Annotated in this window: 13 protein-coding genes; 9 read left to right on the top strand and 4 right to left on the bottom strand. The window is 61.1% G+C overall.

Annotated features, from left to right (window positions below; translation table 11 throughout):
* Position 1: 1 nt before the first annotated feature.
* Both ACK6AU_RS20010 and ACK6AU_RS20005 read right to left on the bottom strand, forming a co-directional pair.
* On the bottom strand, positions 2-253 hold the full coding sequence (locus ACK6AU_RS20010; RefSeq protein ID WP_409300911.1) for a CsbD family protein: 252 nt from the start codon (positions 251-253) through the stop codon (positions 2-4).
* A gap of 135 nt (positions 254-388) precedes the next feature.
* Entirely contained in the window at positions 389-1,888 is a 1,500-nt protein-coding gene (locus tag ACK6AU_RS20005; RefSeq protein WP_409300909.1) for a helix-turn-helix transcriptional regulator, read from the bottom strand.
* Positions 1,889-2,064: 176 nt separating this feature from the next.
* Between ACK6AU_RS20005 and ACK6AU_RS20000 the strand changes: the two genes are divergently transcribed.
* A complete protein-coding gene (locus ACK6AU_RS20000) occupies positions 2,065-2,595 on the top strand; it encodes a GNAT family N-acetyltransferase (RefSeq protein ID WP_185698645.1) in 531 nt (176 codons plus the stop codon).
* 135 nt (positions 2,596-2,730) lie between these two features.
* Here the strand turns inward: ACK6AU_RS20000 and ACK6AU_RS19995 are convergent, their stop codons facing one another.
* Positions 2,731-4,044, bottom strand: a complete 1,314-nt coding sequence (locus ACK6AU_RS19995; RefSeq protein WP_409300906.1) for a sigma-54 interaction domain-containing protein — start codon at positions 4,042-4,044, stop codon at positions 2,731-2,733.
* 253 nt (positions 4,045-4,297) lie between these two features.
* On the opposite strand from ACK6AU_RS19995, the gene ACK6AU_RS19990 reads away from it, so the two are divergent.
* The 8 genes from ACK6AU_RS19990 (at position 4,298) to ACK6AU_RS19955 (ending at position 12,091) form a co-directional block, all read left to right on the top strand.
* Entirely contained in the window at positions 4,298-5,182 is an 885-nt protein-coding gene (locus tag ACK6AU_RS19990) for an MBL fold metallo-hydrolase (protein ID WP_185701545.1), read from the top strand.
* 26 nt (positions 5,183-5,208) lie between these two features.
* Positions 5,209-6,486 (top strand): FAD/NAD(P)-binding oxidoreductase, encoded by a 1,278-nt coding sequence (locus ACK6AU_RS19985; protein WP_409300904.1) that lies wholly within the window; start codon positions 5,209-5,211, stop codon positions 6,484-6,486.
* Positions 6,483-7,310 carry a sulfite exporter TauE/SafE family protein gene (locus ACK6AU_RS19980; protein WP_409300902.1) on the top strand — a complete coding sequence of 276 codons (828 nt, stop codon included), beginning with the start codon at positions 6,483-6,485 and terminating at the stop codon, positions 7,308-7,310. The genes ACK6AU_RS19985 and ACK6AU_RS19980 overlap by 4 nt, the downstream gene beginning before the upstream one ends.
* Before the next feature lie 70 nt (positions 7,311-7,380).
* Complete coding sequence (locus tag ACK6AU_RS19975) at positions 7,381-7,821, top strand: YeeE/YedE family protein (protein WP_185701543.1); 441 nt, start codon at positions 7,381-7,383, stop codon at positions 7,819-7,821.
* Positions 7,818-8,237, top strand: a complete 420-nt coding sequence (locus ACK6AU_RS19970; protein WP_185701542.1) for a DUF6691 family protein — start codon at positions 7,818-7,820, stop codon at positions 8,235-8,237. Before ACK6AU_RS19975 ends, ACK6AU_RS19970 begins: the two co-directional genes overlap by 4 nt.
* 118 nt (positions 8,238-8,355) lie before the next feature.
* Positions 8,356-8,706: a YkvA family protein gene (locus tag ACK6AU_RS19965; RefSeq protein ID WP_409300899.1), complete on the top strand. Its 351-nt coding sequence runs from the start codon at positions 8,356-8,358 to the stop codon at positions 8,704-8,706.
* Positions 8,707-9,103: 397 nt separating this feature from the next.
* Entirely contained in the window at positions 9,104-9,379 is a 276-nt protein-coding gene (locus ACK6AU_RS19960; RefSeq protein ID WP_409300897.1) for a fructose-bisphosphate aldolase, read from the top strand.
* Positions 9,380-9,481: 102 nt separating this feature from the next.
* The gene (locus ACK6AU_RS19955; RefSeq protein WP_409300895.1) at positions 9,482-12,091 is read left to right on the top strand and encodes a BsuBI/PstI family type II restriction endonuclease; all 2,610 of its coding nucleotides are present in this window, start codon (positions 9,482-9,484) and stop codon (positions 12,089-12,091) included.
* Between the two features lie 101 nt (positions 12,092-12,192).
* Here the strand turns inward: ACK6AU_RS19955 and ACK6AU_RS19950 are convergent, their stop codons facing one another.
* Positions 12,193-13,236: a restriction endonuclease gene (locus tag ACK6AU_RS19950; RefSeq protein WP_409300893.1), complete on the bottom strand. Its 1,044-nt coding sequence runs from the start codon at positions 13,234-13,236 to the stop codon at positions 12,193-12,195.
* Positions 13,237-13,637: the final 401 nt, after the last annotated feature.

The following is a 13,637-nucleotide window of genomic DNA, read 5'->3' as shown; positions in this document are numbered from 1 at the left end:
CTCAGCGGCGCCGCAGCAACAGGCCGGCCAGCAGGCCGACGCCCGCCAACAACGCCGCGCTGGCCAGGGGACGCTCCCGGGCCCAACGCCAGCCCCGGTCCAGCACCTCGCCGTAGTGCTGCTGCAACTGGCCCGCGGCTTCGCGGGCCATGCCCCGCGCCTGCATCGGCTCATCGTCCAGCCATTCGCCCACCATCGCCTGGGCCTTGCCGGCCGCCTTGTCCACCTTGCCCTTGAGCTGTTCGCTCGCCATGTCGACTGTCCTTTTGCTGTGGTTGATCGGGCGCCAGGCCGCGACAGCGAACCTGCGCAGGTTTACAGACTAAAAATCCGCAACGCCTGGTAAAAGGCGCATTTGCACTAGCCGAACTAGTGCATGCGCACCCGTTCAACGCGATCCATTGCCCAAGGCTCCGGCGAACAACCCGCGCTCGCGGGCCCAAACGATGGCCTCGCTCCGGCTGTGCACGCCGAGCTTGGAATACAGGGTCGCCACGTGGTTGCGCACGGTGTTGAGGGCCAACTGCAGCTGGGCGGCGATCTCCTTGTCCGCCAGGCCCTGGTAGAGCAACCCCAGTACTTCACGCTCGCGGGCGGTCAGGTCGGCCGAGGACGTGCCCGGGGCGCCAGGGCCACGGCTGTTGCGGACATTGGCGAGCTTTTCGATCAGGGTCTGGCTGAACCAGGAAGCGTCGCGCATCACCTCCTCGATGGCGCCCACCAGTTCCAGCTCGGAACGCTTGCGCTCGCTGATATCCATCAGCACCAGCAGGTAGCTGGGCTGGTCCTGGATGATCACAGTGTCGGCGTAGGCCACGCAGTCGATCAGCTCGGCGCCCTTCTTGCGCACCTTGAGGTCCTGGCCCATGACGTGGCCGCTCTTCTCCAACTGGCCGAACAACAGCTGGGCCGCGGCCTGCTCGGCGATGAAACCGATGCTGTCGATGGTCTTGCCCAGCAACTCTTCGCTGCTGTAACCGCAGGTGTTGAGGAAGGCTTCGTTGACGTCGACGATCTGCTGCTCGGCGCTGCACACCAGGGTCGGCACCGGGGTCAGGCGGAACGAGCGGGCGAAGCGCTCCTCGCTCTGGCGCAGGGCGATCTCGGCCTTGCGCCGCGGCTCCAGGTCCATGAAGGAAAACAGCATGCAGTCTTCGTCGTTGATATCCAGGGGCTGGCCAGCGACGATCACCAGCTTGCTGCCGCCCTCGGGCAGACGCAGCTCGGCCTGCATCTGCGGAATGGTCGCGCCCTGCCCCAGGCGCTCGATGGCCAGGTCCCTGTGCTCGGCGTCCTCCAGCACATCCAGCTCGTACACCGAACGGCCGATCACCTGGTCCCGGGCGTAGCCGGTCATTTCCAGGAAGCCCTGGTTGACCTTGATGTAGCGCAGGTCGCTGAGACGGCAGATCACCGCCGGCGCCGGGTTGGCGCTGAAGGTCTTCTCGAAGCGCTGCTCGGCGCTGGCCCAGTCGGTGGCATCGCTGAGGATCAGCACCAGCGATTCCGGGGCGCCGCTGCGATCAGTGAGGATCATGCTGCGCACCCGGTGCACCCAATGCCTGGACTGGCCGTCGATCTCGGCCTGGACCTCCACCACCACATCGCTGAAGGTTTCGCCGGCGGCCACCCGGCTGATGGGGTAGCTGTCCAGGGCCAGGGGATGGTTGTTGCGATAGCGCAAGGCATAACGCTTGGCGTATTCCCGGACATTGGCACCCAGCTGGCTGACTTCGCCGACCCCGTGCATGGCCAGTGCCGCCTCGTTGGCCCAGAGCAGGCTCCTGGCCTTGTCGGTCTCGATCAGGATCACCCCGTCGGACAGTCCCGAGATGATCTGCTGCAATTGGCGGCGATTGGTTTCGGTGGCAAGTACGGCCTGGCTCATGGCATCTCCTGAAGGCCACGGCAACGGCCGGGCACGGGACAAGGGCAACTGCCTTTACGACCACGGGCCGCCGCCATGGTGCCCGGGCATTGCACCGGCACTCTGGTCCATCACTCTGGCCCTGGCACGCTGGCTCGAAGTAAGCTGCGCCACCCCGACCTGGCAAGGAACGCAGCATGATCACCATCCGAGAAGCCGAGCAGCACGATCTGGAGGCCCTGCAAACCATAGGCCGCGCCACCTACCGCGAGCATTTCGCCTCGATCTGGAGCGCCGAGGGCATGCAGCGTTTTCTCGACCAGGACTTCGCGCCCCAGGTGCTGGAGCAATCCCTGGTCGCCCGGCACGAACATTTGTGGCTGCTGGCCCTGGACGCGCAGCAGGCACCCATCGGCTTCGCCAAGCTCAACTGGAACCGGCCCATGCCCGGCAGCGATAGGGTCGGGGCCGAGTTGCAGAAGATCTACCTGCTCAAGTCCCAAGCCGGCCAGGGCCATGGCCGGCTGCTGCTGGACCAGGTGTTGCAACGGGCCAGCCAGGGCGGCGCGCGCTGCCTGTGGCTCGATGTGCTCAAGAGCAACGCCGGCGCTCGGCGCTTCTATGAAAGCGCCGGCCTGCGCCAGGTCGGCGAAGTACCCTTCAGCACCGACCTGGAGCAGATCGGCATGTGGGTCATGGCCTGCGACCTGCCCGCCCCCACCTTGTAGCCGCAGCTGACCCCGCGAAGCTGCGACAAGGCCCGTAGGGCCTTCCAGCCAGTGCCCGGCCAATCGCCCCCTGGCGGCCGCTACGCGCCCGTGCGCAGCCTGCGGCAGCGGCTACACGAAACGATATCTAGCGGCTTACAGGCCCAGGGCCTTGAGCCGGCGGTACAGGGTGCGTTCGCTCAGGCCCAGGGTCTTGGCCAGTTCGGCGCGCGAGCCATCGAACACTTCCAGGGCGTGGGCCAGTTGCTCCAGGTCCTTGCTGCCGCGACGCCGGGCCGGCGGGGCCGCAGGCTGGGAACCGCGCAGCTCCGGCGGCAGGTCCTGCAGGCGGATCACCCCGTCGTCGCTGAACAGCCGCGCCCGCTCCAGGATATTGCGCAACTCGCGGATATTGCCCGGGAAGGCGTACAGCCGCAGTTGCTCCAGGGCCGGCGGATCGAGCCGCAGCATCGCCCCCGGGTCGAGCCGGCGCAGCAGGCTGTCGATCAGCAGCGGCAGGTCGTCGCTGCGCTCGCGCAGGGCCGGCAGGCGGATCGGGAAGGCGCTGATGCGGTAGTACAGGTCCTGGCGGAAGGTGCCGGCCGCGACCATTTCCTTGAGCGGCTTGTGGGTCGCGGCCACCAGGCGAAAGTCCGAATGCACGGTGCGCAGGCTGCCCACCGGACGAAAGCTGCCGGACTCGATCAACCGCAGCAGCTTGACCTGCATCGCCAGCGGCACCTCGCCGATCTCATCGAGGAACAACGTGCCGCCATGGGCCGCTTCGGCCAGGCCGATCTTGCGTTGCAGGGCCCCGGTGAAGGCACCCTTCTCGTAACCGAACAGCTCGCTTTCCAGCAGGCTCTCGGTCAGGCCGGTGCAGTCCACCACCACCAGCGGTCCACCGGCCCTTGGGCTGCCGTCATGCAGGGCGCGGGCGAACAGCTCCTTGCCGGTGCCCGATTCGCCTTGCAGCAGCACCGGGATCGGCGCCGGCGCCGCCCGCTGCAAGGCGCCAAGGGCTTCGTTGAACGCCGGCGAGCGCCCCACCAGGCCCTGTCGCTGCGGCTGCACCGAGGCCACCGCCACCGAACTCAGGCGCTCGACATAGGCCACCACCGCCCCGCTGGCATCGATGATCGGCCGCAGCTCCACATCCACGTGCTCCGGCCCGCGCGGGGTGTGGTGGATGTGCAGCATGCGTTCCGGCACCCGGCTGTCGTGGGCCTTGCGCATCGGGCAGTGCTCGCCGGCCTGGTCGCACGGCACCGCGAACTGGTGGGACACCCGGTAGCACTTGGCGCCCACATGGGGCTTGCCGGCCACGCCGAACTGGCGCTGGTAGGCCGCGTTGGCGGCAATGATGTTGTAGTCGGTGTCCAGCACTATGCTCGGTTGAGGATCGTGCTCCAGGTAGGACACCAGGGCGGACATCCGCGAATGGGCAAGGTCGGTGGCGATCAGGGACATGACAGGCTCCAGGGCAATGGCCAAAGCTTAAAGCAAGGCGCTCGCCACTGCCATTTTCTGCCACCCACTGCCAATTCACTGCCACTTCCGGGTGACAGTCACCCCGTCCAAAGCCCCGGAGCAGGGCCTTGAAGAGCTTGAACGCCAGGTAACGGGTGCCGGCCGGCGCCATGCCGGGTTGGCACGTTTATTGACAGTCCAGGGCAGGAGCGGCAGCGCAGACTGCCCTCGCCCTTCATTGCCGGAGTGCCCCATGATCATCAGCGACACGCTGCGTGTAGAAGCCTTTTTCGACAGCCACACCTGGACCATCAGCTACCTGGTGATGGACCTCGCCACGCGCCGCTGCGCCCTGATCGACAGCGTGCTGGACTACGACCCCAAGTCCGGCCGCACCCGCACCGAGTCCGCCGACCGCCTGCTGGCCCGGGTCCGGGAGCTTGAGGCGCAGGTCGACTGGATCCTGGAAACCCACGTCCACGCCGACCACCTCTCGGCCGCCGCCTACCTCAAGGAGCAGCTCGGGGCCCAGGTGGCCATCGGCGACCAGATCACCCGGGTGCAGAAAGTCTTCGGCGCGCTGTTCAACGAAGCCCCGGTGTTCGCCCGCGACGGCAGCCAGTTCGACGTGCTGCTGGCCGACGGCAGCGAATTCGCCATCGGCCAGCTCACCGCCCGGGCCATGCACACCCCGGGGCACACCCCGGCGTGCATGACCTACCTGGTGCAGGTGGGCGAAGAGCAAGTGGCCTTCGTCGGCGACACCCTGTTCATGCCCGACTACGGCACCGCCCGCTGCGACTTCCCCGGTGCCGACGCGCGGACCCTGTACCGCTCCATCGGCAAGATCCTGGCGTTGCCGCCGCAAACGCGGTTGTTCATGTGCCACGACTACCTGCCCAACGGCCGCGAGCTGCAATACATGACCACCGTGGCCGAACAGCGAGCCAACAACATCCACATCCACCAGGGCGTCGACGAAGACAGCTTCGTGAAGATGCGCGAAGCCCGTGACGCGACCCTGGACATGCCGGTGCTGATCCTGCCCTCGGTGCAGGTCAACATGCGCAGCGGGCACTTCCCCGAGCCCGAGGACAACGGCGTGAGCTACCTGAAGATCCCCCTGAACACCCTATAACGATGACTCCATACGGAGACCTTGCCATGCGTCCCATCCACCCTGCCCCGCGTGCCGTCGACGGCAGCCACCAGGTGCTGATCGTCGGCGGCGGTGCCGCCGGTATCGCCGTCGCCGCCAGCCTGCTGTCCCGCGATCCCTACCTGGACGTGGCGATCATCGACCCCGCCGACACCCACTACTACCAACCCGGCTGGACCCTGGTAGGCGCCGGGGTGTTCAGCGCCGAATCCACCCGCCGCGACATGGCCTCGCTGATGCCCAAGGGGGTCAAGTGGCTGCGCCAGGCGGTCAGCCGCTTCGAGCCCGAGCACAATGCCCTGGTGCTGGCCGACGAGCGCGTGCTGGCCTATGACCAGCTGATCGTCTGCCCCGGCCTCAAGCTCGACTGGGCGGCCATCGACGGCCTGCCCCAGGCCCTGGGCCAGCACGGCGTGACCTCCAACTACCGCTACGACCTGGCGCCCTACACCTGGGAGCTGGTGCAGCAACTGCAACAGGGCCAGGCGCTGTTCAGCCAACCGCCGATGCCGATCAAGTGCGCCGGCGCGCCGCAAAAGGCCATGTACCTGTCCTGCGATCACTGGTTGCGCCAAGGCCGCCTGGGCGCGATCAAGCCGCGCTTCATGAACGCCGGCGGCGTGCTGTTCGGCGTCGCCGACTACGTGCCGGCGTTGATGGAATACGTGAAGAAGTACGCCATCGACCTGGACTTCGGCCACAACCTGGTGGCGGTGGACGGCCCGGCCAAACGCGCGACCTTCGTCCGCACCCTGGCCGATGGCACCCAGGAAACCCTGGAACGGCCGTTCGACATGCTGCACGTGGTGCCGCCGCAGTGCGCCCCGGACTTCATTCGCCAGAGCCCCTTGGCCGACGCCGCCGGCTGGGTCGACGTCGACCCCCACAGCCTGCGCCACAAGCGCTTCGCCAATATCCACGGCCTGGGCGACGCCACCAACACCAGCAATGCCAAGACCGCCGCGGCCGCGCGCAAGCAAGCGCCGGTGGTGGCCAACAACGTGCTGGTGGCCCTCAAGCGCCTGACCCGGCTGGCCCATTACGACGGCTACGGCTCCTGCCCGCTGACCGTGGAACGGGGCAAGATCGTCCTCGCCGAGTTCACCTACGGCGGCAAGCTGGCCCCCAGCTTTCCCGCCTGGCTGCTGGACGGGCGCCAGCCGACCCGGCGCGCCTGGTGGCTGAAGGAGATGATCCTGCCGCCGCTGTACTGGCGCGGCATGCTCAAGGGCCACGAATGGCTGGCGCACCCGACCCTGGCCACGGACACCGCCCAAGCATGAATGAACACAGTCTGCTGGGGGCGGGCCTGGGGGCGATCATCGGCGCGATCCTGGCCCTGACCGGGGCCGGCGGCGGCATCCTCGCGGTGCCGCTGCTGGTGTTCGGCCTCGGCCTGAGCATGGTCGAGGCCGCCCCCATCGGCCTGCTGGCGGTGGGCCTGGCCGCCAGCGCCGGGGCCCTCCTCTGCTTGCGCCAGGGCATCGTGCGTTATCGCGCCGCGGGGTTCGTCGCCGGCATCGGCATCCTCATGGCGCCGCTGGGGCTGTGGTTGGCCCACCGCCTGCCGAACCTGCCACTGGCCCTGCTGTTCGCCCTGGTGCTGCTGTACGCCTGCGGGCGCATCCTGCGCAAGGCCAGCCTGGAGCTGAAACAGGGCCGGCCGGCGCCGCGCCCGGCGTTCCAGCCCTGCGTGCTCAACCCGGCCCAGGGCCGGCTGCGCTGGACCCTGCCCTGCGCCCGGGCGCTGACCTTCACCGGCCTGCTCTCCGGGCTGCTGTCGGGGCTGCTGGGGGTCGGTGGCGGTTTCGTGATCATCCCGGCGCTGAGCCGCTACACCAACCTGGACAGCAAGAGCATCGTCGCCACCTCCCTGGCGGTGATCGCCCTGGTGTCCCTGGGCAGCGTGGTGACCGCCAGCCTCAGCGGCGTGATGCACTGGGCGGTGGGCGCACCCTTCGCCCTCGGCGCGGTGCTGGGCCTGGTGCTCGGCCGCCAGATCGCCAGCCACCTGGCCGGGCCACGGCTGCAGCAACTGTTCGCGGTCACCGGCATCTGCGCCGCCCTGCTCCTGGCCGGCGGCGCCCTGGGCCTGCTGCCCCACTAAAGCATCCCGGCCCGCCACGGGTGATGGCCTGTGGCGGGCCTGCCCTCTTCCTGACGTGAGGAACCCTGGCATGTCCATCGACCTGCTGCACTTCAGCCCCTGGTCGGCCCTGGCCGGCGGCGTGTTGATCGGCCTTTCGGCCGGCTGGCTGATCGCCGCCAACGGCCGTATCGCCGGGATCAGCGGCCTGCTGGCCAGCGTGCTGCAACCGGCCGGCGAAGGCTGGGCGGAAAAGGCCCTGTTCATCCTCGGCCTGCTGCTGGCGCCGCTGCTGTGGGGGCTGTTCGCGGCCCTGCCGCCCGTGGAATTCCACAGCGACACCCTCGGCCTGATCGGCGCCGGCCTGCTGGTGGGCCTCGGCACCCGCTATGGCAGCGGCTGCACCAGCGGCCATGGGGTCTGCGGAATCTCCCGGCTGGCGCCACGCTCGATCATCGCCACCCTGTGCTTCATGGCCACCGGCTTCGCCACCGTGTGGGTCACCCGTCACCTGCCGGGGCTACTGCCATGAGGCGCCTCAGCGCCTTTGCCGCGGGCCTGGTGTTCGGCCTCGGCCTGCTGCTGGCCGGCATGGCCAATCCGGCCAAGGTCCTGGGTTTTCTCGACCTCGCCGGCCAGTGGGATCCGTCCCTGGCCCTGGTGATGCTCGGCGCCATCGCCAGCGCCTGGTGGCCCATGCGCTGGGCCCGGCAACGCTCGCATTCCCTGCTGGGCGCACCGATGCAACGGCCAGGCAAACGCCCCCTCGACCGCCGCCTGATCGGCGGCAGCCTGGTGTTCGGCATCGGCTGGGGCATCGCCGGCATCTGCCCCGGCCCGGCGCTGGTACTGCTGCCCAGCGGGCATTGGCAGGCCTGGGTGTTCATGCTGGCGATGCTATTGGGGATGCGGCTGTTCAGTTACCTGGAAGGCTGGCGCCAGGCCTGAGGGCAACCCACGCGACGCCCATGGCCGCCAGCAGTTCCCAGGGAAGTCCTCTCCGCTGCCAGCGCACAGACGCAACGCCCACCATGACCTGGCGCCCGTTACCCGCAAGGAGCCCGCCATGTCCACCGGCCATATCCTGGAACAAAGCTTCCACCGCTGCCTCTGGCGCAAGATCGGCCGCTACGCCCTGCATATCGGCCGCAGCCTGATCACCAAGGCCCTGTGGCTGTACTACGCCGCCCAACGCCCAGAAACCCCGGCCTGGGCCAAAAGCACCATCTACGGGGCCCTGGGCTACTTCGTCCTGCCCCTGGACCTTATCCCCGACGTACTGCCCGGCATCGGCTACGCCGACGACCTCGGCGTGCTGAGCCTGTCGATCGCGGCGGTGGCGGCGCATATCAATCAGGAGGTCAAGCAACAAGCGGCTGGGCGGCTGGTGGAGTGGTTTGGGGAGTTGGGGGATTGAGCTGGTGCTGCGGGGTGGAGCGCACCGCACCTACGCCAAGGCAAGCCAGCATCGGATGCATGGCAAGCTCAGCAACTCAGCCCGCCCCTACCGCAAATCAGGATCCGTCCTACAGCGGCGCCGTTGTTCCTGGTGCGCGGCCTCCCTATAGTTTTTGGCGTCGCCGGCCTGGCCGGTGATGGGGTTTCGCAGCCCCAGCGGAAAAGTCGAACTACACCGTCAATGACAACTCAGGCACACTCGCCTGCGTTTCGCTTTATGGCGGCTGTGCGTGGGAGGCCTTCGGGCCTGCCGGGTTTACTCTTTTCCTCGGTCTGCGAACCCGCGTACAGCTGCCACCCCATTGATTCGCAGCAGTAGGTGGCAACTTTTCTATTTTTTTGAAAAGGACGACACCATGAATTTCCAGGATCACTCTGAACGCTTTATTCCCCTGACCCCGATCGCCAGTGATGGACCAGTGCTGTTTGTCGACAGCCACGCCCCGCTGGCAGATCTGCATGCATGCGCCAGCGAGCGTTTGCATACCGTACTCAACTATTTGAATCTGATGACTTGTATTACCTTGCGAGACTCAAGCACTAAGGACATAGATACGGTAAGTAATACTGCCCGGTTGCTATTACAGGATGTGCGAGATGTGTTGAGCGTGATTGAAATACGTATTTTTTAGTCTGCGATCTATAGTCAAAGAAAGCCGGTGAAATGCCGGCCTTCTTAAATCTTGGAACTATTTAGTTCAGCGAACGGCTTCGCCTCTAGAGGTTCACCATTCATGAAGCGGGATTTAAGAGCCCACCAACAATGCTCCCCCAGCATAGGATTTATTGAAAACAACTACTACATGCATCCAATAGAGAAGCATGATAAAATGGCAAATATTTTTAAGCTGGCGCGTGTAAAATTGAGCATACTAACTGAAGTAGAAAGTTTTAGATCAGAAGCAAATTCCAAATTAAACCCAAAAACCAAAGCTTCGCTAGGACAGTTCTTCACACCACAATCCATTGCCCTATACATGGCTAGCATGTTTAAAAACATACAAGGAAAAGTTAAGTTACTTGACCCTGGCGCCGGACCAGGTTCGTTGACAGCTGCATTTACCGACGAACTAATTAGCAGATCTCAAACAAACTCAATCTCTGTTGACGCCTTTGAGATAGAACCAATTATCCACCCTTATCTAAAGCGAAGCCTTGACGTTTGCGAGAGTGCCCTTGCTAGTGAATCCATACTCTCCAGCTTCACACTTAAAAAACTAGATTTTATACATAGTGCGTTTACTGACGATCTATTTCGACTAGAAGAAAAATACACTCACGTGTTAATGAATCCACCGTATAAAAAAATATCCGCCACAAGCGCCCACAGGAAACTTCTACGCTTGGCAGGAATTGAAACAGTAAACCTATACTCGGGTTTTGTTGCATTAGCCTTGAAGCAGCTTCTTCCTGGAGGCGAACTTATTGCAATCATTCCCAGATCATTTTGCAATGGCCCCTACTACCAGGCGTTTCGCGAGCTAATCATCCAAACAAGCGCAATCAACCACATTCATATCTTTGACAGCCGAAACATTGCTTTTTCTGAAGATGAAGTTCTTCAGGAAAACATCATCATTCATTTAACAAAAGGAAAGGCACAAGGGGACGTCACCATTACTTCAAGCCCAACATCGGATTTCCATATCGATGAGGAGTCAGGCACTGTAACAGTATCAGATATGACGATACGAACAGTCGACTTTGGAAGTATCGTCTACCCTAATGACAAGGAGAAATTTTTCCACATTGCAGCTAATGATAGAGACTTGGCTGTAATCAAAAAGCTATCAGCCTTTACATCGACACTGAAAGATCTAGACGTTAACGTATCGACAGGGCCCGTTGTAAGCTTTCGCGCCAAAGATCAGCTAAGAGACTCATTAGATGAAACATCTGTGCCATTACTTAATCCCAGCCACTTAGGCTTGATTGTAAACTGGCCAAAAGAAGGAAAAAAACCTAACGCAATTGAAGTCACGCCCATTACGAAAAAGTCACTCTGGGCAAACAAAGGCTCCTTTATATTTGTAAGACGCTTTAGTTCAAAAGAAGAAAAACGGCGTATCACCGCAACAATATACGAAGAATCCCTACCAGGAGAACTTATTGGACTGGATAATGGTTTAAACGTCTTCCACTTCAACAAGTCAGGTATTGATTCAAAATTTGCTCGCGGACTCTTCGTCTATCTCAATAGTACGTTACTCGATAAATTTTATAGGAATTTTGGTGGTCATACCCAAGTAAATGCCACTGACCTAAAAAACCTTAATTATCCATCGAGGGATTCTTTACTCAGACTGGGCGCGCGTGTAGGCGACAATGTTCCAACACAAGCGGAAATCGACAAATTCATTGATGAAGAGATATTTCGAATGACCGGAGAACGTGATAATCCGCTGAATGCCCAAGAGAAGATTGATGACGCTCTAAAGATATTAGTCTCTCTAGGACTGCCGAGAGCGCAACAAAATGAACGAACAGCCCTTACATTATTAGCATTAATAGATCTGCCACCAAGCGGGTTATGGAGCGACTTGAAACGTCCGCTCTTGGGCGTCACGCCAATCATGACTTGGGTTAAAGATAACTACGGCAAGGAATATGCCCCAAATACGCGTGAGACCTTCCGCCGACAGACACTTCATCAGTTCGTTGACGCAGGTTTATGCCTATACAACCCTGACAAACCCGACCGCCCGGTAAACTCTCCTAGTGCGTGCTATCAAATTTCTCTTGAACTATTTCACGTATTAATGACGTACGGCACCCCAGACTGGGATCAGGCCATAGCCAACTGGCTGGAGGATTCTCCTACCCTTATTTCTCAATACGCCATGAGCAGAGAAATGGAACTTATTCCACTAACTATAAATGGAAATACCGAAATAAAACTTAGCCCTGGCGCACACAGCCAGTTGATTCACGACATTGTTACTGAGTTTGGGCCTAGGTTTGCACCGGGGGCCGAGGTTATTTATCTAGGGGATACCGGGGCTAAAGAGGATTTTTTTGAAAAGAAACGACTAGCCGAACTGGGAGTGGTAGTAGATCGGAAAGGAAAGCTCCCCGACGTAGTTCTCTACTGGCCAGCTAAGGATTGGCTTCTGCTTATCGAATCTGTGACTTCCCATGGTCCCGTAGACGGAAAACGTCATAGCGAACTAGCCAAATTATTTTCTGCTGCTACAGCTGGACTTGTATATGTGAGCGCCTTCCCAGATCGTAAAACTATGGTGAAGTATCTGTCGGTACTTGCTTGGGAGACTGAGGTATGGGTTGCAGATGCGCCTACTCACATGATCCATTTCAATGGTGATCGGTTCTTGGGCCCACACTAAAGACTACACCTACCCCATAGATATTCAGGAATATCTATGGGGTACTAATCACTAACTTTTTAGCAACACTCTCAGAACTTCCAGATATTTTTGTATAGATTTTAAGTATCCTCCGCCAATGCTGCCGTCCAAATCCTCTTAAGCGGCAGCTCCGACTTAATACTCTCATCCAACCGGTCGTAATACATAAACAGCTGATCCAACAGATCATCCTGATTCCACAACCGCAACCGGAAAAAGCTAGACGCCAGCTCCTTCTGCACATTCCCGCGATAACCACCCCATGCCACGAAAAGCCCTTGGCTGGCATTGAACTTACTCATCGCCCCCAGCAGCTTGTCGACAGTCGGACGATCCACTAAGCCGGTGCCCGACTTCACCTCAACGCAAATCGCCTGCCCACCAAAACCCATCACACCGTTACTGGCCAGCACATCAACACCACCATCGGCACCCTCCGGGCTTTGCCAAACGTTAAAGCCCTGCGCCCGCAAAATCGCTGCTACCAGAGTGGTCAGGCGATGACCTTTAAAGCGTCGTTCGATCAGTCGGACGATATGGTCTTTACCAGTACGCTCCAGATCGGTTTCGGCTTCCTCGACAGCCACTTCATCAGAGGCAGTAGCCGTATCACAGACCAATTGCTGCAACGTCTCGGGCTGCCAGCCATTCCTGCCCATAGAGCGAATGCGCTCCTCCGCGTTGTTGCGCTGGATTCGGCAGATGGTCATGAACGCGCCGAAGCTGTAGAGCAGGTCCTGGGAGAAATTGGAGCGGGGAATTGCTTCGCCAATCCATTCAACCGCTCGCCAGTGGAAAAATGGATCGAGGCCATCGATAGCAAATTGATAATCGCCGACCAGCTTGCCGATATACACCACCGGCTGAGTTTTGAGTGGCAGTACGACCAGATCCCCCGCCTGCATGCGCTGAGCGAAAGGCCAAATCTGGCTGCTCCAGTTTTGCAGTGTTCTGGGTTTTGCATCCGGGTAGCGTGCTGCCAGTTCGGTCTTTATCTGGTCTCGTTGCTTGAACGCACTCAGATCCACATCCAGTTCATCCCACGTCACATAGACACGGCTCTCACTGATAAATTTGTCTTCGAATTCTCCTGCGGAGCCCGCCCGGACCAGCCATACGGCCATTGGTGTTTCTCCCTGTTTGCTGATTCAGAGCCGATATTGAACTGCGATGCCCTTTTAGTGGGTAAAGCAGATACCGGACGATTGAATCGAGTGCAAGTGCTAGATAGGACGGAATCTGGCAAGCAGGTTCATTCGCCGTTCAGGCCCCACAGCAGTCGAGCTACTTAGTCGGTTACTTGATCGCTTACTTGGTCGCTTTGGCTGAGACCAGTCGACACTCGACAGCCGTCATGGCGCTTAAGAGCGCCGCGTCTATCCAGTCAATCCACGGTCACCGTTAACGACCATCGCGAGCAATCAAGCGTCCACCGGCTGCTCCTACAGTAAGCATTGGTGGCCTCGACTTATTGGCCCGCAGCCCCAGGGCTGTGCAATACATGCCTCACACCAACACCCCACTC

The organism is Pseudomonas sp. KCJK8993 (assembly GCF_046230915.1).
Classification (GTDB): Bacteria; Pseudomonadota; Gammaproteobacteria; order Pseudomonadales; family Pseudomonadaceae; genus Aquipseudomonas; species Aquipseudomonas piscis.
Note: the sequence above shows the minus strand (reverse complement) of the source record. Positions and strands in the feature narration are given on the sequence as shown.

Coding starts and splice junctions, on each gene's coding strand:
- ACK6AU_RS20005 (WP_409300909.1), bottom strand. CDS start 1,888: ATGAGCCAGGCCGTACTTGCCACCGAAACCAATCGCCGCCAATTGCAG.
- ACK6AU_RS19980 (WP_409300902.1), top strand. CDS start 6,483: ATGAATGAACACAGTCTGCTGGGGGCGGGCCTGGGGGCGATCATCGGC.
- ACK6AU_RS19955 (WP_409300895.1), top strand. CDS start 9,482: ATGAAGCGGGATTTAAGAGCCCACCAACAATGCTCCCCCAGCATAGGA.
- ACK6AU_RS19995 (WP_409300906.1), bottom strand. CDS start 4,044: ATGTCCCTGATCGCCACCGACCTTGCCCATTCGCGGATGTCCGCCCTG.
- ACK6AU_RS19970 (WP_185701542.1), top strand. CDS start 7,818: ATGAGGCGCCTCAGCGCCTTTGCCGCGGGCCTGGTGTTCGGCCTCGGC.
- ACK6AU_RS19950 (WP_409300893.1), bottom strand. CDS start 13,236: ATGGCCGTATGGCTGGTCCGGGCGGGCTCCGCAGGAGAATTCGAAGAC.
- ACK6AU_RS19975 (WP_185701543.1), top strand. CDS start 7,381: ATGTCCATCGACCTGCTGCACTTCAGCCCCTGGTCGGCCCTGGCCGGC.
- ACK6AU_RS19965 (WP_409300899.1), top strand. CDS start 8,356: ATGTCCACCGGCCATATCCTGGAACAAAGCTTCCACCGCTGCCTCTGG.
- ACK6AU_RS19990 (WP_185701545.1), top strand. CDS start 4,298: ATGATCATCAGCGACACGCTGCGTGTAGAAGCCTTTTTCGACAGCCAC.
- ACK6AU_RS19985 (WP_409300904.1), top strand. CDS start 5,209: ATGCGTCCCATCCACCCTGCCCCGCGTGCCGTCGACGGCAGCCACCAG.
- ACK6AU_RS20010 (WP_409300911.1), bottom strand. CDS start 253: ATGGCGAGCGAACAGCTCAAGGGCAAGGTGGACAAGGCGGCCGGCAAG.
- ACK6AU_RS20000 (WP_185698645.1), top strand. CDS start 2,065: ATGATCACCATCCGAGAAGCCGAGCAGCACGATCTGGAGGCCCTGCAA.
- ACK6AU_RS19960 (WP_409300897.1), top strand. CDS start 9,104: ATGAATTTCCAGGATCACTCTGAACGCTTTATTCCCCTGACCCCGATC.